The following is a 26,998-nucleotide window of genomic DNA, read 5'->3' on the forward strand; positions in this document are numbered from 1 at the left end:
GTGTTTAAGGAAAGACCATGGCAGTCCCCTCATATCCCATCACGCGAATTCTGACTATGCGGTTTATTCAAACAGCAGGCGTTGTCTCGTGTTTTTTTGGGATGCTGTCGCATTCTGTGGCTGTTGATGCCCGGGATGATCTGGCGCAGTTATCACTGGAAGCGCTAATGAGCGTTGACGTCAAAGTGACCTCCCTGAATAAGCGAGAACAGTCGCTTTCTGAAACCCCGGCCGCCGTCTATGTGATTGATCATGAGATGATTCAGCGCTCGACCGCCCGCAGCCTGCCGGAGTTGTTGCGAAGCGTACCTGGTATGTCGGTGGCTAAATTTGGTGCTCTCGATTATGCGATTAGCGCCCGTGGCTTTAATGAATTCTTTACTAACAAGCTATTGGTCATGGTCGATGGCCGCAGTGTATATAACCCGATAAATTCAGGCGTCTATTGGGATGAGCTGGATATGTCGCTGCAGCGAATCGAGCGTATTGAAGTCATTCGTGGACCGGGAGGGGCGATATGGGGGGCAAACGCGGTCAACGGCATTATCAATATTATTACCCGCAAAGCCGATGCAGATGCGGGGCAAGGCATCTATTTAAATCAGAGCGATAAAGAAAACCGATTTGGCGAATTCTACGCGAATGGTCGTTGGCAGGAGGCCGATTGGCGTATCGATGGCCGGGTCACCGAGAATGCTGACTACGGGGATGATGAAGAGGCTTTGCAACTTAGCGGCAGGGTTGACTGGAATCTTCCCGATACTGAAGCAACCCTGCAATATGGTATAACTCATACTCGAAATGAAGCCTATAACTGGGTTTATGAACCCTGGCCAGTGGCGGCAGAAAGCACGATAGATGCCAGCAAGAGAGTTACCGACTTTTACGTGCAGGGGGAATACACCTACGCACTGAGTCCGCTGCAGACTCAGACGGTAAAAGCTTACTGGCAACATAATCAGCGGGATGATTTTCAACTGGATATTGAGTATGACATTCTGGATGTGGAGCTGCGGCGTAATTTTGTAATGAGTAGACAGAATCTTGTCTACGGTGGGGGAATCCGCTATTACACCGATCAGCTTCAGAATCGATTTGCTGAAGATTACTGGGTCTTAGGAGGATATAACAGCGATGATTCTGATATTACAAATACAACCTACAACCTGTTTATCAGCGATGAGATAAGCTTCGACTGGGGTCGCCTGAACCTGGGGCTTAAGGCTGAGTATACAGATTATAGTGGTTTAGAATGGCTGCCTTCAATGAGGGCTGCTATTCCACTCATGAGCGATCATTTTTTCTGGATTGCGCTGAGTCGCAGCGTGGTTCAGCCTTCGCGCACGTATTTGACGATCGACTATCTTGATGGTTACTACTTCGACGACTTTTATGAAGAATCTTACATAGTAAAAGCCAACCCCGGTTTTGATACTGAAAAAGTGACTGCCTTCGAGCTGGGCTTAAAAGGCCAGTTTCAGAGATTAAGTCTGCAATATGATCTGAACGCTTTCTATAATCGTTACGATGACCATTATGGCTTGGAGCAACTCGGCTACAGTTATTATGGCGATTTTGATTCCTTTGAATTGCAGCCGCAGAACCGTATTACGGCATTCGCTTATGGCTTCGAAACCAGTTTGCGTTACCAACCGGATATGCGCACTAATCTGGGCTTGAGTTACTCCCTGGTTAAGATCGATGAGGACCTGGAAACAGGGTCAACCGCTATCGATACGGTATTGTTTGATGAAGGTGCCACTTCGAAGCATCAGCTGGTGTTGTGGGCCGATCGTCAAATTACAAACCGTTTACTTCTGAGTGCACAGCTGCGTAAGGCAAGCGCCCTTTCAGATCCATACTATGGTGATCTGAAGTTAGAGCCCGTACTGGATCTGGCTGCCCGCTATCAGGTGACACCTGATGTTGAGTTTAATCTGGCAATATCCAATCTCACCTATACTTATAAAGAAGAGATTGTTTTTGGTCTGCCGCAACAGCGGGAGTTGTGGCTGGGTGTAGGGATAACTTTCTAAAAAAACAGCCAGCATATGCTGGCTGCTTTGTTTTTCATGTCGTCAAATTAACTGGCCAGATAGCTCTCCAGCTCGTCGGCGCCGCCGATCAGCTCACCATTGATGAAAATCTGAGGCGTTGTGCCCCGACCACTTATAGCCGTCAGAGAACTGTAACTGACGCCATTACTGCCCAGCTCAATCACTTCAAAGTTAAAGCCTTTTTCTGTCAGCAGTTTCTTGGCGCGGACGCAGTGTGGGCAGCCGGGCTTAGTTAATACACTGACTTTTGCAGGCTGCTCAGCATTCGGATTAATATACTCCAGCATAGTATCGGCATCGGATACCTGGAACGGGTCGCCTGGCAGGTCGGGTTCGATAAACTGTTTCTCTATTACGCCATCTACTACCAGCATTGAGTAGCGCCAGCTACGGTCGCCGAATCCGAGAACATCTTTATTGACCAGCATCTCCATGCCTTTGCTGAACTCTCCGCTGCCATCCGGGATAAAGGTAATGTTGTCTGCCTGCTGATCCGTCTGCCATGCATTCATCACAAAGGTATCGTTAACGGACAGGCAGATGATTGCATCGATACCTTCCTTAGCAAATACCGGCGCCAGTTCGTTATAACGTGGCAGGTGGGTAGTAGAGCAGGTTGGCGTGAATGCACCCGGTAGAGCGAACAGGATGACCTTCTTGCCAGCAAACAGCTCATCACTGGTGATATCGACCCACTGGTTATCCTGCTGGGTGTGAAAGGTTACCTGTGGAACTTTCTGGCCTTCGCGATTAGTAAGCATCTGTTTTTCCTTTGTCTTGGCTGTTGATTCGATGGAGTAATGATGACTCAGGTCTTGAGATAATAGAAATTAATTAAATATAGTTACTCGATAGATTTTAGCTAATCGCGGTGATTTGCTATCGAATCGAGATAAATATCGGCTCATTACTAATAGCTGGTTTTTATCTGATGCAGATGCTGGAAAGATTAGTGCTAATCCCTTAGAGTTTGGCCGTTTTTCAGATAGATCCTCTTTATATGTTGTTTTGGAATTAATGATGCAGATCTCCCATCCCCTGGCGCAGGCTTTCTACAGTAACTTTCTGGGTAATTCTCCGGCCTGGTATAAGCTGATAATTCTTGCTTTTCTGATCGCTAATCCTCTGATCATGATGGTTGCAGGTCCCGTTGTGGCGGGGTGGGTTCTGATATTTGAATTTATCTTTACCCTGGCGATGGCGCTCAAGTGCTACCCACTGCAGCCCGGAGGCCTGCTGGCGATGGAAGCGGTGGTCATTCATCTGACAGAGCCGTTGAGTGTATACAAAGAAGTAGCGGCAAATCTGCCGGTGATCCTGTTGCTGATGTTTATGGTGGCCGGTATCTACTTTATGAAAGGGATGCTGTTGTATGTCTTCACCAAGTTGCTGCTGAATGTGCGCAATAAAGCAGTACTGTCACTGCTGTTTACTCTTATGGGAGCAGTTCTTTCTGCGTTTCTCGATGCCCTGACGGTGACTGCAGTGCTGATAAGCGCCGGCGTTGGCTTTTATTCCGTATATCACCGGGTAGCTTCGGGCCGTCGGCCGGAAGATGACCATGATCATTCTAATGATGATCACCTGAAGGATGAGCATCGGACCGAACTGGAGCAGTTCCGGTCTTTCCTGCGTAGTTTGCTGATGCATGGCGCGGTGGGCACTGCGCTGGGTGGTGTGAGTACGCTGGTGGGCGAACCGCAGAACCTGTTGATCGGCGAGAAGATGGGCTGGCACTTTGTCGATTTCTTTCTCTACGTCGCGCCGGTCTCAATTCCGGTTCTGTTTTGCGGCCTGTTGACGACTCTGGTGCTGGAAAAGACCGGTTGGTTCGGCTATGGCGTGGATATACCACCGCCGGTACTGCGTATTCTGCAACAGTTTGATCAGGTGCAGCAGGCTAAGCAAAGCTGGAAGGACAAAGCGGAACTCTATGTACAGTTCATCGTGGCGGCCTTTCTGATTCTGGCGCTGGCTTTCCATCTGGCTGAAGTGGGCATAATTGGTCTGACAGTGATCATTCTGGTGACCAGTTTCAACGGTATCACAGAGGAGCACCGGATTGGCCGTGCCTTTGAAGAGGCGCTGCCTTTCACTGCCCTGCTGGTGGTGTTCTTCACTATTGTTTCGGTGATCCATGAACAGCATCTGTTTACACCGATTATTGAATGGGTATTGAACCAGGACTTGCGCAGCCAGCCGGCGATGTTCTTTATTGCCAACGGCCTGCTTTCAGCGATCAGTGATAATGTGTTTGTGGCGACGGTGTATATCAACGAGGTGGCAGATGCCTTTAAGGCAGGCCGTATCGATCGTGAGCATTTCGATACACTGGCTATAGCGATTAATACCGGAACGAACCTGCCCAGTGTTGCGACTCCTAACGGCCAGGCTGCATTTCTATTCCTGCTGACTTCTGTGGTCGCGCCACTGGTGCGCCTCTCCTATATGCGTATGGTAATTATGGCCCTGCCCTATACCATCGTACTCAGTATTTCCGGCTTGCTGGCAGTTATCTATCTGATTTGATCAGTAGCCGCCACAGCTGCTGCAGCAAAGAAGGCTTCGCTGTACCACCCACAACCGGTTGAGCCCGTTACTGCTGCCGGCGGGCCTCCCTTCTTTCCCATGCAGCATTTGCCCTTATTGCATACCGGGCATGCTGACTTCCACTTAGCTGAGTTGTGCGAAGGCTGCTGCCTTTACCGGCTCGATCTTGATGACTGGCTTTAGGCGAACTGCACATAGGGCTATCCTCTTAAATCGATAGCTCTGGTATGTGACAGCGGCCTGAAATCTGCCTGAAAGTGCTTTATTTCATAGGTGTTGGCCGGAACAGGCGTAAACGGTTGGCATTAGTTACTACAGTGACCGATGAGAAGGCCATAGCTGCACCGGCGATAACGGGGTTAAGCAGTAAGCCTGTGAGTGGGAACAGAACTCCTGCCGCAACCGGAATCCCCAGGCTGTTGTAGATAAAGGCGCCAAACAGGTTTTGTCTGATATTGCGCAGGGTCGCGCGGGACAGCTCAATTGCGTCGGGGACCGAATGCAGAGAATTTCGGATCAGTACCATATCAGCGCTCTCAATCGCGACATCGGTGCCGTTACCGATGGCAAACCCTGTATCGGCCTGGGCCAGCGCGGGAGCATCATTGATTCCGTCTCCGGTCATGCCGACCACCCTGCCCTGTGCCTGTAACTCTGTTACTTTACCGGCTTTATCGGCGGGCATCACTTCGGCAATAAAGTTATCCACACCAACCTGGTGAGCTACTGCAGCGGCGGTCTGACGGTTGTCCCCGGTCAGCATGATGACCTCTATACCGCGCTGCTGCAGACGGTGGATGGCAGCTGCGGAATCTTCACGAATTGGATCGGCGATAGCAATAAGGCCCAGCAGTGTTGAGTTTGCTGCAACATAGATTGGAGTCTGGGCAGCTGTTGCCATGGTGCTGGCCTGCTCATCCATCGTCTGGCTGGCAATGCCCTGCTCCTGCATAAAGGCCTTGTTACCAAGTACAACTTTTTTATTGGCGAGGGTTCCGCTGATACCCCGCCCGGTATGGGCATGGAAGTCTGATACCGGGAGCAGGCTGAGTTGTTGTTCCGTTGCGGCGTTGATCATTGCTTCCGCAAGGGGATGTTCTGAGGCGGCTTCAAGCGAAGCTGCTAATTGTAGTAAGCGGTTATTATCGTCATCGACAGCAATAAGCTGCGTTACTTTTGGCGCGCCTTCGGTGATTGTGCCGGTCTTATCCAGAATCAGGGTGTCGATTTTTGAGGCGGTTTGCAGTGCCTGGCCATTGCGGATCAGGATGCCGTATTCTGCGGCTTTACCGACCCCTACCATCACCGACATCGGCGTTGCCAGCCCCAGTGCGCATGGGCAAGCGATAATCAGTACGGTGGTGGCTGTCACCAGCATGTAAGCCAGCTGCGGCTCCGGACCGAACAGGTACCACAGCAACGCGGTGAAAATACTGATAATGATAACGGTCGGGACAAAGATTCCGGCAATGGTATCTGCGAGACGAGATATCGCAGGTTTGCTGGCCTGCGCCTGTTTAACCATATCAATAATCCGGCTAAGCGCGGTTTCACTGCCAACCTTCTCTGCGACAACCAGCAAACTACCTGACTTATTCAGGGTGCCTCCTGTGATGAGATCGCCCGGTTGCTTGCTGACCGGAACAGGTTCTCCGGTCAGCATCGATTCATCCACCAGACTTTGCCCTTCCAGTACCTGGGCATCGACCGGGATCTGTTCGCCGGGACGGATACGCAGTACATCGTTTTTGATAACCAGATCCAGCGGCAGATCCTGCTCTTTATCGTTGCGGATCACACGGGCGGTTTTAGGTTGCAGGTTAAGCAGCCGTTCGACCGCTTCCGAAGTTCGCCCGCGAGCGCGGATCTCCAGTGCCAGGCCGAAGTTGATCAGGCCGATAATCATCGCCGCGGCTTCAAAATAAACGTGCCGGGAGCCTGCCGGCAGCATTTCGGGAAACAGCACTACAGCACTGGAGAACAGCCAGGCGCTACCAGTGCCCAGCGCAATCAGGGTATCCATCGTGGCGCTGCGGTTGCGCAGTGCGGCCCAGGCTCCGGTAAAAAAATGGCGACCGGGAAACAGTAGGATCAGCAGGGTAAGCAGGCCGACACTGCCCCAGAGTATCTGGTCCTGAGGGGTGCGAACGCTCATTTCAGCCATAAAAAAACCGGCAATCATCAGCGGTATACCGAGGCCTAAAGCAAGAGCCGCATTGATCAGATGCTGCCTGTATTGCTTAGCATCCTGCGCTTTCTGACGGGCCCTGTCTTCTGCTTCATTACTGGCCAGGTGGGCACGGTAGCCGATCTCCGCCAGGGCGTTTATCAGGTCATCGTTGCTGATCTTGCCTTCAACATTCAGGCGACGCTGGGGGAAATCAACCAGCGCCTGATCGACATCGGGCAGCTGATTGATGCCGGTCTCAATCTTCTTAACGCAGCCGGCGCAGGAAACATTTTCCAGAATCAATGTTGTGGTCATTGCCCTACCTCAGAGAAATCATTAATCATTGTCTATAAGGTTAGAGCTTCCTGCTACTGTAAGGTCAAACTTTTTGTGATGAATATTTGATTTCTATCACATTCACAGGGAACCTATAGCGATGATGATGTTCACAGCCGAATATGAAACTGAATAAATTCACCGCATTACTGCTGATGTTGCTACTGGCCTGGGGGCCAGCGATCAGTGCTGTCGTGCTTTCCGATAGCGTCCCGACAGATCGGGTGATGACCAGTATCACAATGCCAGGTGCTGCGATGCTGGATATGCAGCAGTGCGGTGATAGTTGTGAAATGTCTGAAGCTCCTTGTGGTGAAGGTTGCATGCCGGATCCGGGATGCTGCGTTCAGGTATCAGCAGCTATCTATCTACCGGCGGAGCTGGTGGTATACAGTGACAGACAGGGCCCGGGAAATAACCGTTCAGCTGCCAGTTACAGTTTTCTGCAGTATCATCTGATCTATCACCCTCCCCGGCAATCCGCCGTTTCCTGATCGTCGACGCTGAGATAGATGCTTAGATAAGTACTTTGATCAACAATATGTCGACATGAAATTCTGATTATCTGATCTAGGTATAAACACTGCCGAACTAATGTGCAGCTAATATGCAACTACAGCAAGGTATAGCGATGAATATATCCCAGGCGGCGAAGGCAACAGGCCTGAGCAGTAAAACCATTCGTTACTATGAGCAGCAGGGTATTATCCCGGCCGCTCAAAGGACGGCGAACGGTTACCGTTTCTACGGTACATCACAACTGGAGATGCTGAGCTTCATCAAGCGGGCGCGTGGTATGGGGTTCTCTCTGGAGCAGAGCCGTGAGCTGTTGCAGCTGTCCCGTGACCCCGCGCGCACCAGCGCCGAAGTTAAGCAAAAAGCTGAGCAACATATTGATCAGATAGATCAGCAGATAGAACAGTTACAACAGATGCGGGCGGTACTGAGTGCCGCGGCAGAGCATTGCCGTGGCGATGAAAATGCCGAATGCCCGATTCTGGACCAATTAAATGGCAGCAGAGATGAACAACGGGTCTCTCTGTCTGAGGAATGATGATGAAAAAAATATTTTTGCCGGTAATGGCTTTTTTGGTGAGTCTGTCTTTTTATAGTTTGTCTTTTAATAGCTATGCCGGCGACCCGGTATGGCTGGATAACAAAACCGATCAGCAATATGAGATAACCGTTTATCGCAGTGCCAGTTGCGGCTGCTGTAAGGGCTGGATCAGCCACCTTAAAGAGCATAATTTTAGTGTTAAAGATATCACCGTAAATGATGTGACTCCCCATAAAACGCGGTTGGGAGTGCCGGCGCAAGCAACTTCCTGCCATACCGCTGAAGTGAACGGCAAAGCGATAGAGGGACATGTCCCGGCGCAGGACATTAAACGCTTACTCGCCTCTGAGAATAATATTCGCCTGTTGGCGGTACCGGGTATGCCATCCGGCGGTCCGGGTATGGACATGCCAGGAGCGCGTCGCGATGACTTCACGGTGTTTGCTGTTGATGAAAATAACAAGGTCGGCACGTATAACGAATACAGCGGGTATTAAGCATCATGACCGGTTCAGGACTATTTTCAGGACTACTGCGTAGAGGTTTGCTTGTGTTGGCTGTGGCGGCGACGGTGCTGTTAAGCGGCTGCAGTGACGGTGAGCCCAAGGTCGATGGACGCTGGTATACCCAGTCTCAGGTCGATAACGGTAAGTCATTGTTTCTGGCCCAATGCGCCAGCTGTCATGGTGCTGCGGCTCAGGGAACGCCTGATTGGAATAAGCCGCTGGCCAATGGCAAATATCCACCGCCGCCGCTGAATGGTAAGGCGCACGCCTGGCACCATCCATTGAAGGGGCTGAAGCAGACGATTCAGATCGGTGGTATCCCTCTCGGCGGCACAATGCCCGCGTTTGGCGAGAAACTATCGGAAGCGGATCAGGAAGCGGTGATCAGTTACTTCCAGAGTAAGTGGCCAGCAGCGACCTATCGGGCCTGGCTGGACCGGGGAGGCTTGAAATAGGGTAAAGGACTATCTGAAGGGTAAAGGACTTCCTGCTATGTCTTCTACAGAGCGATTTTTTGGTTTCATGGAACTACTCAGATGGTTATTTGTGTGCAGTTTTGATTCCAATTAGATCAAAAAATGTGCAGCTAAAGTTGACAGGAAGGTCAAAAAACAGGGATCATCGCCGGTTTTCAAACCGGCCCCCCAAGGGCGAAAGGCAGAGTTATGGTCAATAAAGTTTATCTGAGTGCGCAGGATCTGTTGGAAGATTCCTACCGCCTGGCACTGGAAGTATTTAATAGCGGTTTCCGTCCAGACTTTATTGTCGGTGTCTGGCGTGGCGGCACACCGGTCGGTATTGCGGTGCAGGAGCTGCTGGACTACATGGATGTGAAAACCGACCATATTTCTATCCGCACATCTTCTTACACTGGCATCGGCACCCGCAATAAAGAGGTGCGGGTACACGGCCTGGATTACCTGATCCGTAACGTCAATCAGCCTGATTCGTTGCTGATTGTGGATGATGTGTTTGATACCGGGCTGAGCATTAAGGCAGTGATCGATACCCTGAAAGATAAGGCGCGCCTTAACACGCCTCACGATATTCGTATCGCCACGCCCTGGTTCAAGCCTGCGAACAATAAGACCGAACTGGAACCGGACTATTACCTGCATAAATCGGAAGACTGGTTGGTGTTTCCCCATGAACTGAACGGTCTGAGCCGCGAAGAAGTGGTCGCCAACAAGCCGGGACTGCAAGCTATATTCGATGACTACGGTGTCTGATAAAAACTGAATCAAGATGAAAAAGCCCGCAATATGCGGGCTTTTCTTTTTTTGGGATGACTTCAATAGGGTGAGTTCAACGGAAATTGTTCCGGGCCTCAGCTGGCAATACAAGCCTCCAAATATTAAAGCCGGGGTTGCGGAGGACCACAAAGTTTAATGCGTTGATATATGAAAGGTCATCGTGACGAGGGATGAATTGTATGTATACAGATTTTTTGTCTAAAAAATAGACAGCGCGTAACAAAAATGCAGCTTAATGCTGGTATTTTGGTTGTAAATAACAGTCAAACTGGCCGTAAAACAATAATATCGTTCATGAATTCTCGTAAAAGTAATTTTATTGTTCAAAGTATCTACAATTGCCAGAGAATCTAGTATAATCTCGCGCAATTTACGGCCCATACTATTGAGTGATGAAATGGCAGACTTATCCCACTACCGAAATATTGGTATTTTCGCCCACGTTGACGCGGGTAAAACTACTACCACAGAACGTATCCTGAAACTGACTGGTAAGATCCATAAGACCGGTGAGGTTCACGATGGTGAATCTACGACCGACTTCATGGAACAGGAAGCTGAGCGAGGAATTACTATCCAGTCAGCGGCGATCACCACTTTCTGGAAAGATCACCGCATGAACATCATCGATACTCCAGGACACGTTGACTTCACTGTTGAAGTTTACCGTTCCCTGAAAGTACTGGATGGTGGTGTTGGTGTATTCTGTGGTTCTGGTGGTGTTGAGCCTCAGTCAGAAACTAACTGGCGTTATGCAGATGAGTCGGGCGTTTCCCGTATCATCTTCGTAAACAAGCTGGACCGTATGGGCGCTGACTTCATGCGCGTTGTTGACCAGGTTGAGAACGTACTGGCTGCGAAGCCATTAATTATGGTTCTTCCTATCGGCCGTGAAGAGGACTTCGTCGGTGTTGTTGACCTGTTAACTCGCCAGGCTTTCGTTTGGGATGATACTGGTCTGCCTGAAAACTTCACTGTTCAAGACATCCCTGCCGACATGGTAGAAGACGTTGAAATGTACCGTGAGCAGTTAATCGAAACAGCGGTAGAGCTGGATGACGATCTGATGATGGCCTACATGGACGGTGAAGAGCCTTCTATGGAAGACATCAAGCGTTGTATTCGTAAGGGTACTCGCGAACTTACATTCTTCCCAACTTACTGTGGTTCTGCATTTAAAAACAAAGGCATCCAGCTTATTCTTGATGCGGTTGTAGATTACCTGCCAAGCCCAACAGATGTTATCCCACAAGACCTGACGGATGAGATGGGTGAGGCAACTGGTGAAGTTGCTACTGTTTCCACTGATGAGCCTTTCCGTGCACTGGCATTTAAGATCATGGATGACCGTTTCGGCGCCCTGACCTTTATTCGTGTTTACTCGGGTGTGCTGAAGAAAGGCGATACGATTCTTAACTCGTTCACAGGTAAAACTGAACGTATTGGTCGTATGTGTGAAATGGAAGCCGACGAGCGTAAAGAGCTGGATACAGCTCAAGCCGGTGACATCATTGCAATCGTAGGTATGAAAAACGTTCAGACTGGTCACACTCTGTGTGATCCTAAGCACGAATGTACTCTTGAAGCCATGGTATTCCCTGAGCCAGTAATCTCCATTGCAGTTACACCTAAAGATAAAGGTGGAGCTGAGAAAATGGGTATCGCTATTGGTAAGATGGTTGCAGAAGATCCTACTTTCGTTGTTGAAACTGACGAAGATTCTGGTGAGACCATCCTGAAAGGTATGGGCGAACTGCACCTGGACATCAAAGTAGACATCCTGAAGCGTACTTACGGCGTAGAGCTGGAAGTTGGTCAGCCACAGGTTGCATACCGTGAGACTATTACTCAGCCGCTTGAAGACTCTTACACTCACAAGAAGCAGTCTGGTGGTTCTGGTCAGTTTGGTAAGATCGACTACCGTATTAAGCCGGGCGAGCAGAACACTGGCTTTACGTTCACCTCTACGGTTGTTGGTGGTAACGTACCTAAGGAATTCTTCCCGGCTATCGAGAAGGGCTTCAAGGGCATGATGGATACAGGTCCGCTGGCGGGCTTCCCTGTACTGGACGTTGAAATCGAGCTGTACGATGGTGGCTTCCACGCGGTTGACTCCTCTGCTGTAGCATTCGAAATCGCTGCGAAAGGTGCTTTCCGTCAGTCCATGCCTAAAGCGGGTCCACAGCTGCTGGAGCCGGTCATGAAGGTTGATGTGTTTACTCCGGAAGATCACGTTGGTGATGTTATCGGTGACCTTAACCGTCGTCGTGGCATGATCTTAGGTCAGGAAGCTGCAGGTTCAGGTGTTCGTATTAAAGCTGACGTGCCTCTGTCTGAGATGTTCGGTTACATCGGATCCCTGCGTACTATGACGTCTGGTCGTGGTCAGTTCTCTATGGAATTTGCACACTACTCTGCATGCCCTAACTCTGTTGCAGACAAAGTTATTGCTGAAGAGAAAGAGCGTAAAGCTAACAAGTAATTGTTGCTGAGGCTCTAGTGAAAAAGCCCGCTTAACGCGGGTTTTTTTGTGCCTGAGTTAACGGGATGCACTTTCTGCATGCCGCTTATCCCTGAGAATCAGTTGCCGATAAGGTAATCGCAGAAGAGAAAGAGCGTAAAGCTAACAAGTAACCATTACTTAGTTGCTTGATAAAAAGCCTGCTCAATGCAGGCTTTTTTGTGCCTGTGAATCAGGTAACTATATGCGAATATCTTTCACTACATGCCTTGCCGCTTACCCCTTGGAGTCAGTTGCTGAGAAGGTGATCGCAGAAGAGGACGAGCGTAAAGCTAACAAGTAACCATTACTTAGTTGCTTGATAAAAAGCCTGCTCAATGCAGTCTTTTTTGTGCCTGTGATTCAGGCGGGCATTGATGATTTCCGCTCACTACATGCCTTGCGCTTACCTCTTGGACTCAGTTGCTGATAAGGTAATCGCAGAAGAGGACGAGCGTAAAGCTAACAAGTAATTGTTGCTGACGCTCCGCTAAAAAAGCCCGCTTAATGCGGGCTTTTTTGTGTCTGTGATTTCTACTCTGAGCTGTTCATCTTGTATTCTGCGAGGTAGGGTTAGCATCTGAGGTGTATGTTTAGGGCTCAATTCCGTTCGGGCGATTGAGTATTAAGTAGAAAATGGAGAGTTATTACTATGGAAGAGTTAGATAGATACAGCGATCTGGCCATCTCTTTGGCTATCAGTTATACCCCGAAATTAATATTAGCCCTGGTTACACTGATTGTCGGTCTGTGGTTGATCAGAGTGGTCGTTCGTTTGTCGGAAACAGGGATGGCTAAGTCGAAAACTGATCAGACCCTGATTACCTTTATAGGTAACCTGCTCTCCTGGGGCCTGAAAGCTTTGCTGCTGATCAGTGTGGCTTCAATGGTAGGCATAGAGACTACGTCGTTTATCGCAGTGCTGGGTGCTGCTGGTTTGGCTGTGGGCCTGGCCCTGCAAGGTAGTCTGGCAAACTTTGCCGGTGGCGTGCTGGTGATTCTGTTCAAACCCTATAAAGTGGGCGATCTGATTGAGGCACAGGGCCATCTGGGGATCGTCAAAGAGATTCAGGTCTTTACCACGATTCTGACCAGTCTGGAAAATAAGCGGATTATTATCCCCAATGGTGCGATGTCCAACGGCAGCATTACGAATATTAGCGCCGAGGGTACATTGCGGGTCGATCTGTCCATGGGCATCGCCTATGACGCAGATATTGCTAAAGCGAAGCAGGTTATTATGGACGTGTTACAGTCCGATGGTCGGGTATTACAGGAGCCAGCACCATTCGTCGGTGTCACCGAAATGGCCGACAGCTCTGTTAATCTGGTCGTGCGGCCATGGGCCAAAGTGGAAGATTACTGGGATGTTCACTTTGACGTTAACGAGAAGATGAAAGTCGCTCTGGATGCTAATGGTATCGGTATTCCTTTCCCGCAGCGGGATGTGCACCTTTACAACCATTAAATGACATAGGTTTTGTTGATCCCGTCTGCAGAATGTTGAACATAAAAGCCCGCAAAATGCGGGCTTCTTTGTGTCAGGGGAACGATTGCCGAAACTACGGGTTAACCTCTTAAAAGGGTCCGTGTGATGATCGATTTCTGATACAGAGATTCAGGAATCTTATCTGCAATGGTGGCGTGAAGTGCTGGTAATTTTGACCAGTGGACACCTTGCTTATGGTGGTGGGCCGTATGATATCCGAGGTTACCGGTTAAACGATTGAACAGCGGATTGAGATTGTTATAAGAGGCTTCAAACTCATTTTTTGTATCGAGGCCTGAGTGATGTTCGTAGGTCACATATGCAGTGAACAGCAAGCTGGTAATCATCGGCAATACAAACAGTAGAAGAGCTGGCACGGGCTTGTACCAGACCATCAGGGCAACAATAAGGAATGTTATCAGGCTGTAAATGATAAACGGCTTTAACTGTTTGGGGTGTCGCTTACCGACGGTATAGCCGCGTGGATAGGCGGTGATGGCAACATCCCAGGTGTATTCAATAACGCCCATTTTTGAGCCGTCTTTACGCATCCAGCGACTCTCATCTTTCTCCTGGTCGAGGAAGTTCAGGTGGTGGCCCAGGACATGATGCAGACGCCACAGATGGGTTGTTACACCGGTGTGAAGTGCGTAGAAGAACTCAAGGCCGCGGTTCAGCGGCGTATTACGAAAGGTAAAAAGGTGCTGGTGATGATGGTTCCAGGCGCAAATTGTGCCTTTGGGAATAATCATCAGCAGATAATAGGCGAACAATAACGTCAGATTATCAAGGGTAAAGTACAAGACAAAATCGATAACCGTCAGCAACAAAATAATGGCCACCGGCCAGCGATCTTCTTTGTAGCGAAAAATAGCTGGTCCTTTAGGCGCTTGGGTCTCGGTCTGCATACGGTCTCTCAGTGACGATCTGATAAATTAAATCGGGCGCAATAGTATTTCATTGACCAGTAGTTATCCAGTTTGTAGTGAATAACCGGAGAATATGGCTGCATCAGGCGCTGATGCATTGATCTGAAGTAGATAGCACAAGGGTAGGCTGAAATATCTGCGGAGCTGTCAGGGCTAGCGTAAGGTTATTCTGGCAGGGTCTCGGTCGCCTGGTATTGTTCAATCCAGGGCGACAGTTGTTCTGCCGGCATCGCTCTGGCGATACCGTAGCCCTGGGCAAAGCGGCAGCCCAGAGCTTGTAACTTATAACCATGCAGTTCGGTTTCGACACCCTCTGCAATCACCGTCCGGTGGAAAGCATCAGCCAGGCCGATTACACCCTCGACAATAGTGAAGTCCTCTTCATCGTCGAGCATATCGATGACAAACGAACGATCGATTTTTACGGTGTCGATCGGCAAGCGTTTGAAGTAAGTGAGAGAGGAGTAACCGGTGCCAAAGTCGTCCAGTGCAACGGTAACGCCGAGCTGATGGCATTGCTCGATAAGATTGGCGACGCGGTCTAACTCTTCCAGCGCGGTGGTTTCAAGAATTTCCAGCTCTAATGCCTGTTTCGGCAATTGCGGATAGTTGGCCAGCAGTGCCTGCAGTCGCGGAATAAAGTCTGCGGATTCCAGATGGCGGGCTGCAATATTCACGCTGATATTGAGCTTCAGACCGGCCAGGTGCCACTGATTCAGTTGCCATAAGGCCTGGTTCAGGACCCAGTGACCGAGTTCTGTCGCGAGATTTGAATTTTCGATAGTGGGCAGGAAGTCATTTGGGAATACTAAACCCCGGTCCGGGTGCTGCCAACGAATAAGTGCCTCGACCCCAAGCACCTTGCGCAGCGCCATATCGACTTTAGGCTGGTAGTGCAGCACAAACTGATCAGTTGTCAGTGCATTCTGAATTTCAGACAGCGCATCCTGCTGTTTTTTGGCAACCTGTTCCAGGCTGGGATCGAAATAGTGATAACAGTTCCGCCCGCATTGCTTGGCGGTATACATCGCCTGATCGGCATGGCGCAGCAGAGTATCGGCGTCGGAATTATCTATCGGGTAGAGACTGATACCGATACTGGCCGACAGATTAATTTTATGGTCGTTGATGTAATAGGGTTCACTGATTTTGGTGGTGACCCGATCAAAGGCAATATTTGATTGTTCGACTGATTCCAGCTCCGGCAATAGCAGGACAAATTCATCCCCGCCTAAGCGTGCAGTGGTATCGTCAGCACGAATGCTTTCCTGCAATCGGTTGGCCACAGCGACAAGCAGTTTGTCGCCGATATCATGTCCCAACTGGTCATTGATCGGTTTAAAATCGTCCAGATCGAGATATGCCACCGCCAGAAGATTCTCCATACGCGCGGTGTGAGAAAGCGCCTGAGCCAGCCGGTCTGCAAGTAAGATTCGGTTCGGCAAACCGGTCAGCGCGTCATAATGCGCCATCTGCACCAATCGCTGCTGATTCTCTTTTAGATCGGTGATATCGGAGAAAATGCCAATGTACTGGTCGACCACGCCTTGTGAATTCTTCAATGCGGTGATGGTGAGCTGCTCTGCATAGAGCTTACCGTCTTTACGGCGGTTCCAGACCTCGCCTTTCCAATAGCCCTTTTGACTGATGCTATGCCAGAGCACTTTATAGAAGTCCTTGTCCTGACGACCTGAACTGAGAATGTTGGGGTTGCGGCCTATTACCTCGTTTCGGGAGTAGCCGGTCAATTCACAGAAGGCTGTATTCACGTCGATGATATTGTTGTCTGAATCAGAAATCATTATCCCTTCGTGGGCATGCTCAAATACCCGGGCAGACTGTCGCAGCTGGATCTCGTTACGTTTGCGCCCAGATATGTTCTGCAGAGTGCCGATCAGGCGTGAAGGCGCTCCAAGTTCCGAGTATTGCACTACCATGCCGCGGCACTCTACCCAGATCCAGTGGCCGGATCGGTCCTGCATACGCATCTCGCAGTCAACATGGGGGTAATTGATATCCTGTTGCCGGAACCGCTGTAATTGATGCTGATCGTCGGGATGGATCAATGCCAGCCAGGTATTGATATCGGTCGGTTGTAGCTCTGCCAGCTGGTATCCCAGAATACTGGCCCAGTTTTCGTTGAATGAGGTGACCCCATCATCGATGTACCAATCCCATAAGCCGAGGTTGGAGCCTTCCAGCGCCAATTGTAATTGCTGCCTGGTCTGATCCAGTTCCCGGGTACGCGTAGCAACATTGATTTCAAGAGTGTTGTTAGCGGTTTCCAGCTTGCGGGTGGCTGAGACCCAGCGGCCACTAAGGATTGTAGATATCCATATGCCAAAGCCGCTGACTGATAGCAGTATCAGAGCAACAAGTGTAGTGGTGTTGATAATATGGCGGTTGAAATCGTCAATAATACTGTCGACACGGCGCTGAATAACCAGACTCCAGCCGCTGGGCAGATTGGTTATAAAACTTAGCAATTGCACTTTGTCAGTATTGAAGCTTTGCTTAACCAGAAAATTGCCTGGTGGGGTGGTATTGATCTGGGCATGCCATTGTTGCAGTAGCGGTTGTTCCGAAAATTCAGTACGGAGGGCAAGGTTTTCAGGATCAGAGTGTGCAATCAACAGGCCTTTTCTGTCCAGCAGGAATGCCTCATCAAAAGGTTTAATGGTGTCGGTTGTGATCAGTCTGGAAAGGTCGTTGAGGTGTACGACACCACCAAGGTGGGCGATTAACTCTCCCTGATAGTTGAGTATAGGAACATCGATAGCGATCGCTAATTTACCATCGGCACCAATAAAGCTATCTGAGAGACTGGTCTGCAAGGTGCGGGCGGTTTGTTTAAAATATTCCCGATCCGACAGATTATAGCGCTGTAGTTTCTGTTGTACTGAAAATGGATGCGCCAGGTAGTGATCACCGTTTGGTAGCAACAGGAATACAACTGAAAAAGGGCCGTTATCGCCGACCAGTTGGCTTAGAGTTGAGTGTTTTAACGGGGCGAGTAGTTCCGGGATGCCGTTGATATTGAGATCGATCTGACGGGGGCTAAGCAAACGCCTGAACTCAGGCATTCTTGCGGTGAATTCAAGCAGACTCTGGGCGCGCTCGATCTCTCCTCCGATCTGGTTGCGCAGGGCGTTTATCAGTACCGACTGGTTATTCGCCCAGTTTTCAATCGCAAAATTTTTCAGGCTGCGCTCAAGGAAAACCGAAACCAGTAGTACGCCAAAAATAATTGAAAATACAAAGGCGAGAATAATCTTGTGACGTAGCGTCAGGGTCACCCTGTTCTCTCCGTAATAACCCATTAATCCGGGAGTGAAAAACTGCCGACAACTGTAGCACGTTGAATAAAGTGGGTGCGGCAGGCGAAACGCTTAACTGCCCAGTATGGTTAGCAGTGCTCAGAGGATTGAGAGTGGGAATAGAAATACAGGGAGGCACTTAAACTACCGGGGTGCTGTACGCTTATTAAGCTGCGTAACAGCACTCCCGGTAAGCCAGAGAGATTACTGTGCAGTCCAGCCGCCATCCATAGGTAAAGCTGAGCCCGTAATAGCCGCCGCTGCATCACTGCAGAGGAATACGGCAAAGTCACCCAGTTGCTCGGTGGTGACAAATTGCTTATTAGGCTGTGCGGCCAAAATAACATCGCGCTTTACCTCTGCTTCCGTTATGCCGCGTGCTTTAGCAGTATCCGGTATCTGATTTGCAACCAGCGGTGTCATCACATACCCGGGACAGATAGAGTTCACTGTAATACCTTGTTCGGCGGTTTCCAGAGCAACGCTTTTGGTCAGTCCGACTATGCCGTGCTTGGCGGCTACATAGGCTGATTTATAAGGTGAAGCGACCAGTCCGTGCGCCGATGCGATATTGATAATGCGCCCCCAGCCCTGCTGTTTCATACCGGGTAGGGCGCTGTGGATAGTATGGAATGCGCTGGACAGGTTGATGGCGATAATGGCATCCCATTTTTCCGCCGGGAAATCATCCACTGCTGCTACATGTTGAATGCCGGCATTATTGACAAGAATATCGACCTGGCCAAAATTTTGCGTAGCAGATTCAACCATCGAGCGGATCTGAGCAGGCTGGGTCATATCGGCATCAGAGTAAATAACCTCTACACCATACTGCTCGGCAAGCCCTTGTCGGATTGTTTCAATCTCAGCAGGGCTACCAAATCCATTTAACATAATGTTTGCGCCTGACTTAGCGAACGCGGTAGCAATTCCTAAACCGATGCCGCTTGTAGATCCTGTTATGATTGCGTTTTTGCCCTGTAGCATAAACTGACCTCCTCTAAATAGACTGTTCTTATCATATTCATTTAATATATTGGTCTTACCAATGTACCAATTGATTGAATGAAAAGTAGTCTATGTTCTTTTGTCAGAATTCACAAATTTAAATTTGTGGTGGTGACGCAGATGCGTAGCAGGGTATTGAAAATAGCTAGTCACAGTCACCGGTCAGATCCTGTTTACGACTAGCATTTCAGGCGAAACTTGAACGCGCCGATATAAGAACGAGAGGCAATCTTATAATTGTGGGGTGTTAGGGAACCTTTGAATAAGTCCTGTAAGCCCCGTAGGGCTTGCAGAGCACGAACAGGATCTGTTCGCAGGTTCCTTATTCTAGATTAGGCTGCAGCATTCTGTTTGGATCGAGCAACAGGTCGACATCGCTACTGCTAAGCAGTTGCTGTTCAATGACTAAATCGCGGATGCTTTTACCTGTCTGCAAGGCCTTTTTAGCCAGCTTGCTAGTGGTTTCATATCCGAGTCTGCTATTCAGCGCTGTAACGCCTCCGATGCTTTGTTCGACTAAATAGCGGCAGTGCTCCTTGTTAGCAGAAATACCTTGTATGCAAAATCTATCCAACAGGCTCACCGCAGATGAGAGCAGTTGGAGAGAATCCAGAATGTTATAAGCGATCACCGGCTCCATAACATTGAGCTCTAACTGGCCAGCTTCGGCAGCCATGGTCACGGTCACATCCTTGCCAATAATCTGGAAGGCGATCTGGTTGACCACTTCAGGAATCACCGGGTTGACTTTTCCTGGCATGATGGAGGATCCGGGCTGGCGCGGTGGTAAATTGATTTCATTAAAGCCACCGCGTGGACCACTGCTCATTAGTCGCAAATCGTTGCAGATTCTGGATAGTTTGGTCGCGGTACGTTTCAGGCTGCCTGAGAAAGCTACGAAAGCGCCCATGTCGGAGGTTGCTTCAATCAGGTCATCAGCCAGCTTTAGGGGTTCGCCACTGATTTCGGCCAGTTGATCGATGACAAATGCTGCGTAGTCGGGGTGCGTGTTGATCCCCGTACCAATAGCGGTAGCTCCCAGGTTAACTTCCCTGAATAATGCTGCATCACGCTCGATGCGTTGAGATTCTTCTTTTAAGGTGGTGTGGAAGGCATGGAACGTCTGACCCAGAGTCATTGGTACAGCGTCTTGTAACTGAGTACGACCCAGCTTGATGACATCCGAAAATTCATCAGCCTTTAGCTTGAGGCTGGCGGATAAGTGATCCAGCGCGTTTGTGAGTCTGTGATAATCCAGCAAAATACTTAACCTGACGGCAGTTGGATAGGCGTCATTGGTCGATTGAGACAGGTTAACGTCATTGTTGGGGTGTAGTGTCTGATAGCTGCCCAGAGTTTCGTTACACAATTGAGATGCCCGGTTGGCGATTACTTCATTCATGTTCATATTGGTGGAAGTGCCGGCACCGCCCTGCATTGTGTCTACTACAAACTGGTCATGCCATTGGCCGGCCAGAATCTCGCTACAAACCCGGTCAATCAGAGCGACCTTGCCGCCGCTCAACAGCTTTAGCTTACCATTTGTACGGGCGGCAGCCTGTTTAACCATCGCCAGCGCGATGATCAGGTGTGGAAAGTGATTAATGGCGATATTGGTAATCGGAAAGTTAACCAGGGCTCGCGCAGTTTGGCCGCCATAAAGTGCGTCAGCAGGTACAACCTGATCGCCAAGAAGGTCATGCTCGGTACGGAATTTCATTGTTTTTTTCGCCTGCAATAGGTGGATAGTGAGTGGCAAAATCAGGATTGGAAAGTAACGACTATCGGACGGTTTAAGAACGTCAGTCCTCCTAATAAAATATCAATTAAGCAAGAAGGCGGCCAAAGCCAGTGAATGTCAGCTGACTGTCAGCCAGGCGCAGGGCATGCCAGAACATTGCCTGATTAGAGGACACCATTGGTAGCCCGAACTGCTGTTCCAGCTTATCCAGGATCTGCATCGCCCGTAGATTGGTGCAGGAAAGAAAGACTGCATCAACCTGGGTATTGGCGAGCAGATCCTTCACTGCGGCCTCAATTGAGGTGGGATGAACCGAGGGAATCTCAGTATCTTTGGTTAGTTGGAAAGCACCGAAAGCCGCGACATTGAAGCCTTCCTGTTCAAGTGCTTCAAACAGGGGCAGGTTAACGTCACTGGTGTAGGGTGTAAGCACCGCTATTCTCTTTGCCTGCAGGTGATGAAGGGCTGCTTTACAGGCATTCCAGGGATTTGTGGCAGGGAGGCCGGGGCGTTGCTGTGTCAGTTGAGCTGCTATTTGTGCATCGCCAATCAACATGCTGGCAGCGGTGCAGCCGTAAGCCATTACATCCAGCTCCTGGCCCGGGGCGACCAATGCAGCGGCGGTGCCAATATCATTTTCCATTGAACGCAGTACTGTCGGATTGATCTCGCTACTGTAAGGCATCCGCGTACTGTAGAGTTCCACTTCGTCACCGACCAGCTGGTGCCAGTCGTTTTCCAGCGTATAGTCGGTTGCCAACTGTACCAGGCCTATGCGCACCCTGGCCCGATGGCTCAGATGGTCACAGGGGTAGGATTTTTCTAATGTTTTAAACTTATCGGTTGGCCTGGACATGGTGCGGTTCTCGACTGGTAAAAGCCGACCGGAGTCGGCAAAACAAGAGTAGGTAAAATAGGATTTTCAAACTATATAGCGGCTTGCATCTTCTCAATTGCTGCTGAGTTCTCTATTGATTTAATAACGACGCGGTATAGTTGGCGATAGCCGTATCCTGAACGCCGGTTCCGGTCAGGTCACAAACCGTAATTTGCGTGGCATTGCTGCGTAGCTTCGTCTCTTCTGCAATCAAGGTACCCAGTTCATAGATTGGGTTAGGGAACGTGCCAGAATAGTGGTTGAGTTCCCCCAGGGTTTCTGACTGGCTGCGCCGGTCGACAATCATAAAGTCGGCATTGCGAAGTATCGCAGGCTCCAGTTCCTGTTTGTGGTTATTGTCTGATCCCATAGCGGTGACATGAGTACCTGGTTTCAGATCCTGCCAGTGCAGTACCGGAGCAGTAGCGGGTGTAGTTGTGACCACGATATCTGCCTCGGCGCAGGCGCTGCCGGCACTATGATGAATCTGAACCGGCAGATCGTACTTCTCTGCCATTCTGGCTTTGTAGGCTTCCATATGTTCGTTGTTGCGGGCAAAGATATGTACCTGGCGAATATCGCGTACCAACTGCAATGCCGCCACCTGTAATTCTGCCTGCATGCCGGAGCCGATAACAGCAACCGATGTGGCTTCCTGGCGAGCCAGGTGTTTCGCTGCAATAGCGCCAGCCAGTGCGGTGCGAATGTCGGTCAGGCAGCCTTCATCGAAAAGTACTGAGTCCACAAGCCCGGTGGTTGATGAAAACAACACCATCAGGCCGTTGAGGCTGGGCAGTCCCAATTTCGGGTTATCAAAAAATCCCGGGCTGATTTTGATGGCAAAGCGAGCTTTGCCATGAATATGCGCGGTCTTAACATCAACTTCGCCATTACTTTCAGCAATATCCATGCTTAATATCGGAGGCATGGTGACCTCACCCCGCCCCAGTGCGGCGAATCCGCCTTCAACGGCCGCCAGAGCATCATGATCCAGTCGTGTGACGGCGCTGACCTGATCCTTATTATAGATATTCATAGTGCTTCTCTTATTTTTATAGCTGGCTTTGGCATAAGCTGCGGGCGTGATCATAGGTATCCACAGCAACGTTCTTGCCGCTGATGACAAATACAACCTTCTTGCCGCTGACATCGAGATTATGCTGATCGATCGTGGCAACGCCGATGGCGGCAGCACCTTCGACCAGCATCTTCTCCTCTTCCAGAAAGTGAACCATAGCTTTGGCGATAGCGGCTTCTGTCACCAGATAGGCTTGGTCCATCACCCTCTGTACTGCGGGCATGCTGTAGTGATTTTCCAGGCCGATACCCCCGCCGAGGCTGTCAGCGAAGGATTCATACTCAGTAACCTGCACCGGTTTGCCGGCTTCGAGGCTGGCAATCATAGCGGCTCCCCGCTCCATGCTGGCGCCAATGACTTTAACACTGGGGTTGATGGTTTTTGCGACGATGCCTATACCACCAAGCAAACCGCCCCCGGATAGTCCGGCAAAGATCATCTCCACGTCGGGCAGATCTTCAAAAATTTCGATACCGATGGTGCCCTGGCCGGCCATGATATCCGGATGATCGAAGGGGGGCAGGTAGATCATGCCTTCTTCGTTCACCAGGCGGCGGACTTCGACTTCAGCTTCATCCTGAGACTCACCAATAATACGGACCTCTGCACCCAACTCACGGATCGCACTGACCTTGTTGTCAGGTACCAGCCGTGACATACAGATGATGGTATGCACGCCAAGCTTTTTACCCGCGAAGGCGATAGCCCGACCGTGATTGCCGGTGGAGCAGGTTACGACACCCGCTGCCCGTTGTTCAGCGGTAAGGTTGTTCATGGCAAAGGTTGCACCACGCAATTTAAATGCGCCGATTGGTTGCAGCGTTTCCAGCTTCAACCAGGCTTCACAACCGAAACGTTTTGATAGCGCTTCGGAGCGCACCAACGGGGTACGGGCAACATGTCCATGAATGGTCTGTCGGGCCCGGTAGATATCGTGCAAAGTGACAATGCTATTACTCTGTGGCATCGCTTTAATCCTTGTATTATGCAGCCTGTACTTACGCTGCATGACTCCAGCCTAACCCTGTAGACAGGTTTAAGTGTGGAGTCATGCAGGTTATTTACAGTGCTTAGCGGGCGACCCAGTCACCGCTGGTGATAATCTTGTCGGTGACCCGGTTAACAGCCCGCTCAGCGCGCTCCACGATAGTATCGATATCGGCGGGGGTTGCTATCAATGGCGGAGCAAAGCCGAGAATGTCGCCATGGGGCATTGCGCGGGCGATCAGCCCCTCTTCGAGGCAGGCTGCAGCGATCTGAGGCCCGATTTTCAGGTTAGGATCGAAGTGCTCACGTTTGGCTTTATTGCTGGAAAATTCCAGTGCGTGGAGTAAACCAATACCACGTGATTCACCGATTAACGGGTGATCAGCAAAGGTTTCCTGCATGCGTTGCTGGAGGTATGCGCCGGTATCACGGGCATTACCAACCAGGTTCTCTCGGGCGATGATATCCAGGTTACACAGAGCTGAAGCAGCGCCAATAGGGTGGCCGGAGTAAGTGTAGCCATGGCCGATAGCACCCCATTGGTCGGTGCCATCTTCCAGAACACTCCACACCTTTTCGCCGACGATAACGCCGGAAAGCGGCTGATAAGCCGAAGTCAGGCCTTTAGCGATAGTGATAAGGTCGGGTTTCATATCATAGTGGGCTGACCCGAAGTCGGAACCCAGCCGACCAAAACCGGTGACCACTTCATCGGCGATTAGCAGTACGTCATATTTATCCAGCACCTTACGGATCTCTGCCCAGTACCCTTCTGGTGGTGGTACGATACCGCCAGTGCCCAGAACCGGCTCGCCGATCATCGCCGCGACAGTATCAGGACCTTCTGCGAGGATCATCTCTTCCAGTTTAGCCGCGCAGAATTTGGAAAATTCCAGCTCGCTCATGTTGTCATCTTCACGGCGATAGTAATGCGGCGCAATAGTATGCTTGATGCGCTCCAGAGGCAGGTCGAAATGGCTGTGAAACAGCGGCAGGCCGGTCATGGAACCGGATGCGATGCTGGAGCCGTGATAGCCACGGTCACGGGAGATAACTTTCTTCTTCTCTGGCAGGCCCCGGGCATTGTTGTAGTACCACACCAGTTTCAGCTGAGTTTCGTTAGCGTCACTGCCGGACATACCGTAGTACACCTTACTCATGCCTGCCGGGGCCATATTGATAATACGCTCAGACAGTTCCACCAGTGCTTCGTTGGTGTGGCCAACATAGGTGTGATAGTAGGCCAGTGTTTTAGCCTGTTCGTAAATCGCTTCTGCCATTTCGGTACGGCCGTAACCTATGTTTACGCAGTACAGACCGGCAAAAGCATCAATCAGTTCGATACCTTCAGAGTCAGTAATGCGCATACCTTTACCACCGGTGATAATCCGGCCTGGTAGTTCGCCAGCAGCATACTGTTTCAGGTGGGTGGAAGAATGAAATACGTTCTTGCGATCGATTTCGAGTAGTTTTTTAGTATCGATAGTCATCTGATCTTTCTCCAGGATTGAGCTTGCCAAAAGAGAGCTGCTTGCGCGGCGCTTTTGGCGCATCATTTGTTTATATGTCGCTTTTTTAAAGTCAGGTTTATTTAACTGCCACTGACGGTGGGTAACGCACCCAGGCAGTAGTATTTGATCTCGCTGTATTCATCGAAGCCGTGGAGACTGCCTTCACGGCCCAGCCCCGACTGTTTCACGCCGCCGAACGGCACCGGGTGGCCAGTCATCTTTATTGAGTTGACTGTAACCATGCCGAAGTCCAGAGCTCGCATCAGTTTCCAGATGCTGCGGATATCGTGCCCGTAGATATAAGCGGCCAGGCCGTATTCGGTATCGTTTGCCATGGTAATGACCTGATCGATGCTGTCATAAGGCAGGACACCCGCAACGGGACAGAAATTTTCTTCGCGGTATACCTTCATTTCCGGCGTCACATCTGCCAGCAGAGTTGGCATAAAGAAATTTGAGCCTGGCGCCTGGGTCTGATCTCCGGCAAGTAGCCGGGCACCTTTGGTGACTGCGTCATCGACAATGTCGCGGGCTTTTTCTACCGCCCGCTCGAAAATAAGGGGGCCGAGGTTTATGCCTTCATCGAAGCCGTTGCCCACTTTGAGCTTTGCCATACTGTTCTGGAAGGCTTCAAGAAAGGCTGTATATTTTTCGCGAGGTACAAAGATCCGGTTGGCTGCCAGGCAGTCTTGTCCGGAAGTTTGGAACTTAGCATCCACGGCAGCCTGTGCGGCTTCAGCGACATCCATATCCGGCAAGACTATAAAGGGCGCATTGCCGCCAAGCTCCATAGAACATTTCTTTACGGTAGGGGCGGATTGCTCCAGCAGCAGTCGGCCAACCCTGGTTGAGCCCGTGAAAGACAGCGCCCTGACTTTATCGGACTTACAAATTACCCGGGAAGCCATCGGTGCATCACCGGTCACTATGTTGAACACGCCAGCGGGAAAGCCGGCTCGTTCTGCCAGTTCCGCTAACGCCAGTGCAGAAAATGGTGTTTCACCGGCAGGCTTGACGATAACAGTGCAACCAATAGCCAGAGCCGCGGCAGCTTTGCGGGTGATCATCGCATTGGGAAAGTTCCAGGGCGTGATGAGGGCGGCCACACCTATCGGTTCGCGGATGGTGGCAAGTTGCGCATTTGGTATATGGCTTGGAATCGTTTCGCCGTATGCGCGACGTGCCTCTTCGGCAAACCAGCGCACGAATGAAGCACCGTAATCGATTTCGCCGCGCGCCTCATCCAGTGTTTTACCCTGCTCCAGTACCATCAGGCGAGCGAGATCTTCTTTGTTTTCCAGTAACAGGTCGTACCAGCGCAGCAATATGGCGGCTCGTTCGTCGGCCATCAGTCCGCGCCATGCTGGAAAAGCATCTTCTGCAGCATCAATCGCATCGTTGATCTGTTGCGTATCCAGCAAAGTGCAGTGGCCAATGACTTCATTAGAGGCAGGGTTAATCACCGCTTCGTCATTACTGCCGTGGATCCATTTACCATTTACATAGGCTAATTCGCGAACTAACCGGGGATCTTTCAGGTGAGGCATGATTGCCTCGGTTACTTTGCTGTCACTAACTTGCTTAGCTATTGAGTTCATATACTTCACCGACGATTACTTTCGTTGCTGTCTT

Annotated in this window: 20 protein-coding genes; 9 read left to right on the top strand and 11 right to left on the bottom strand. The window is 50.3% G+C overall.

Annotated elements, in window-relative coordinates; translation table 11 throughout:
* The first annotated feature begins 17 nt into the window (after positions 1-17).
* Positions 18-2,036, top strand: a complete 2,019-nt coding sequence (locus tag ACQUQM_RS19165) for a TonB-dependent receptor plug domain-containing protein (RefSeq protein WP_432471476.1) — start codon at positions 18-20, stop codon at positions 2,034-2,036.
* A gap of 47 nt (positions 2,037-2,083) precedes the next feature.
* Here the strand turns inward: ACQUQM_RS19165 and ACQUQM_RS19170 are convergent, their stop codons facing one another.
* Positions 2,084-2,818, bottom strand: coding sequence for a glutathione peroxidase (locus ACQUQM_RS19170; protein ID WP_432471477.1), 735 nt, complete (start codon positions 2,816-2,818; stop codon positions 2,084-2,086).
* A 256-nt stretch (positions 2,819-3,074) separates the two neighbouring features.
* Between ACQUQM_RS19170 and nhaB the strand changes: the two genes are divergently transcribed.
* Entirely contained in the window at positions 3,075-4,586 is a 1,512-nt protein-coding gene (nhaB, locus tag ACQUQM_RS19175) for a sodium/proton antiporter NhaB (RefSeq protein WP_432471478.1), read from the top strand.
* Positions 4,587-4,869: 283 nt separating this feature from the next.
* On the opposite strand, the gene ACQUQM_RS19180 is transcribed toward nhaB, so the two are convergent.
* Entirely contained in the window at positions 4,870-7,092 is a 2,223-nt protein-coding gene (locus ACQUQM_RS19180) for a heavy metal translocating P-type ATPase (RefSeq protein ID WP_432471479.1), read from the bottom strand.
* A gap of 143 nt (positions 7,093-7,235) precedes the next feature.
* Here ACQUQM_RS19180 and ACQUQM_RS19185 point away from each other — a divergent pair, with 143 nt between their 5' ends.
* The 7 genes from ACQUQM_RS19185 to ACQUQM_RS19215 all read left to right on the top strand — a co-directional run bounded on the left by ACQUQM_RS19185 (position 7,236) and on the right by ACQUQM_RS19215 (position 13,897).
* The gene (locus ACQUQM_RS19185; protein ID WP_432471480.1) at positions 7,236-7,607 is read left to right on the top strand and encodes a hypothetical protein; all 372 of its coding nucleotides are present in this window, start codon (positions 7,236-7,238) and stop codon (positions 7,605-7,607) included.
* A 113-nt stretch (positions 7,608-7,720) separates the two neighbouring features.
* Positions 7,721-8,167, top strand: a complete 447-nt coding sequence (gene cueR / locus ACQUQM_RS19190; protein WP_432471481.1) for a Cu(I)-responsive transcriptional regulator — start codon at positions 7,721-7,723, stop codon at positions 8,165-8,167.
* Between the two features lie 2 nt (positions 8,168-8,169).
* Positions 8,170-8,667 (top strand): DUF411 domain-containing protein, encoded by a 498-nt coding sequence (locus ACQUQM_RS19195; RefSeq protein WP_432471482.1) that lies wholly within the window; start codon positions 8,170-8,172, stop codon positions 8,665-8,667.
* A gap of 5 nt (positions 8,668-8,672) precedes the next feature.
* A complete protein-coding gene (locus tag ACQUQM_RS19200; RefSeq protein ID WP_432471483.1) occupies positions 8,673-9,131 on the top strand; it encodes a c-type cytochrome in 459 nt (152 codons plus the stop codon).
* Between the two features lie 210 nt (positions 9,132-9,341).
* A complete protein-coding gene (locus ACQUQM_RS19205; protein ID WP_432471484.1) occupies positions 9,342-9,905 on the top strand; it encodes a phosphoribosyltransferase in 564 nt (187 codons plus the stop codon).
* Positions 9,906-10,326: 421 nt separating this feature from the next.
* Positions 10,327-12,411 carry an elongation factor G gene (fusA, locus tag ACQUQM_RS19210; protein ID WP_432471485.1) on the top strand — a complete coding sequence of 695 codons (2,085 nt, stop codon included), beginning with the start codon at positions 10,327-10,329 and terminating at the stop codon, positions 12,409-12,411.
* Positions 12,412-13,081: 670 nt separating this feature from the next.
* Complete coding sequence (locus ACQUQM_RS19215) at positions 13,082-13,897, top strand: mechanosensitive ion channel family protein (RefSeq protein WP_432471486.1); 816 nt, start codon at positions 13,082-13,084, stop codon at positions 13,895-13,897.
* A gap of 101 nt (positions 13,898-13,998) precedes the next feature.
* On the opposite strand, the gene ACQUQM_RS19220 is transcribed toward ACQUQM_RS19215, so the two are convergent.
* From ACQUQM_RS19220 to ACQUQM_RS19260, 9 genes are all read right to left on the bottom strand, one after another.
* Positions 13,999-14,826 carry a fatty acid desaturase gene (locus tag ACQUQM_RS19220; protein ID WP_432471487.1) on the bottom strand — a complete coding sequence of 276 codons (828 nt, stop codon included), beginning with the start codon at positions 14,824-14,826 and terminating at the stop codon, positions 13,999-14,001.
* Between the two features lie 185 nt (positions 14,827-15,011).
* Complete coding sequence (locus tag ACQUQM_RS19225; RefSeq protein ID WP_432471488.1) at positions 15,012-18,143, bottom strand: bifunctional diguanylate cyclase/phosphodiesterase; 3,132 nt, start codon at positions 18,141-18,143, stop codon at positions 15,012-15,014.
* A 225-nt stretch (positions 18,144-18,368) separates the two neighbouring features.
* Complete coding sequence (locus ACQUQM_RS19230) at positions 18,369-19,151, bottom strand: 3-hydroxybutyrate dehydrogenase (RefSeq protein WP_432471489.1); 783 nt, start codon at positions 19,149-19,151, stop codon at positions 18,369-18,371.
* A 343-nt stretch (positions 19,152-19,494) separates the two neighbouring features.
* Complete coding sequence (locus ACQUQM_RS19235; RefSeq protein WP_432471490.1) at positions 19,495-20,892, bottom strand: aspartate ammonia-lyase; 1,398 nt, start codon at positions 20,890-20,892, stop codon at positions 19,495-19,497.
* A 106-nt stretch (positions 20,893-20,998) separates the two neighbouring features.
* Entirely contained in the window at positions 20,999-21,769 is a 771-nt protein-coding gene (locus ACQUQM_RS19240; protein WP_432471491.1) for a maleate cis-trans isomerase family protein, read from the bottom strand.
* 112 nt (positions 21,770-21,881) lie between these two features.
* Positions 21,882-22,826: a cyclodeaminase gene (locus ACQUQM_RS19245; RefSeq protein WP_432471492.1), complete on the bottom strand. Its 945-nt coding sequence runs from the start codon at positions 22,824-22,826 to the stop codon at positions 21,882-21,884.
* Between the two features lie 16 nt (positions 22,827-22,842).
* Positions 22,843-23,835: a hydroxyectoine utilization dehydratase EutB gene (eutB, locus tag ACQUQM_RS19250; protein ID WP_432471493.1), complete on the bottom strand. Its 993-nt coding sequence runs from the start codon at positions 23,833-23,835 to the stop codon at positions 22,843-22,845.
* A 103-nt stretch (positions 23,836-23,938) separates the two neighbouring features.
* On the bottom strand, positions 23,939-25,345 hold the full coding sequence (locus tag ACQUQM_RS19255; protein ID WP_432474849.1) for an aspartate aminotransferase family protein: 1,407 nt from the start codon (positions 25,343-25,345) through the stop codon (positions 23,939-23,941).
* A 101-nt stretch (positions 25,346-25,446) separates the two neighbouring features.
* Positions 25,447-26,964, bottom strand: coding sequence for an NAD-dependent succinate-semialdehyde dehydrogenase (locus tag ACQUQM_RS19260; protein ID WP_432471494.1), 1,518 nt, complete (start codon positions 26,962-26,964; stop codon positions 25,447-25,449).
* Between the last annotated feature and the right edge of the window lie 34 nt (positions 26,965-26,998).

Origin of the sequence: Amphritea sp. HPY, from assembly GCF_050870985.1 — a bacterium.
GTDB lineage: Bacteria > Pseudomonadota > Gammaproteobacteria > Pseudomonadales > Balneatricaceae > Amphritea.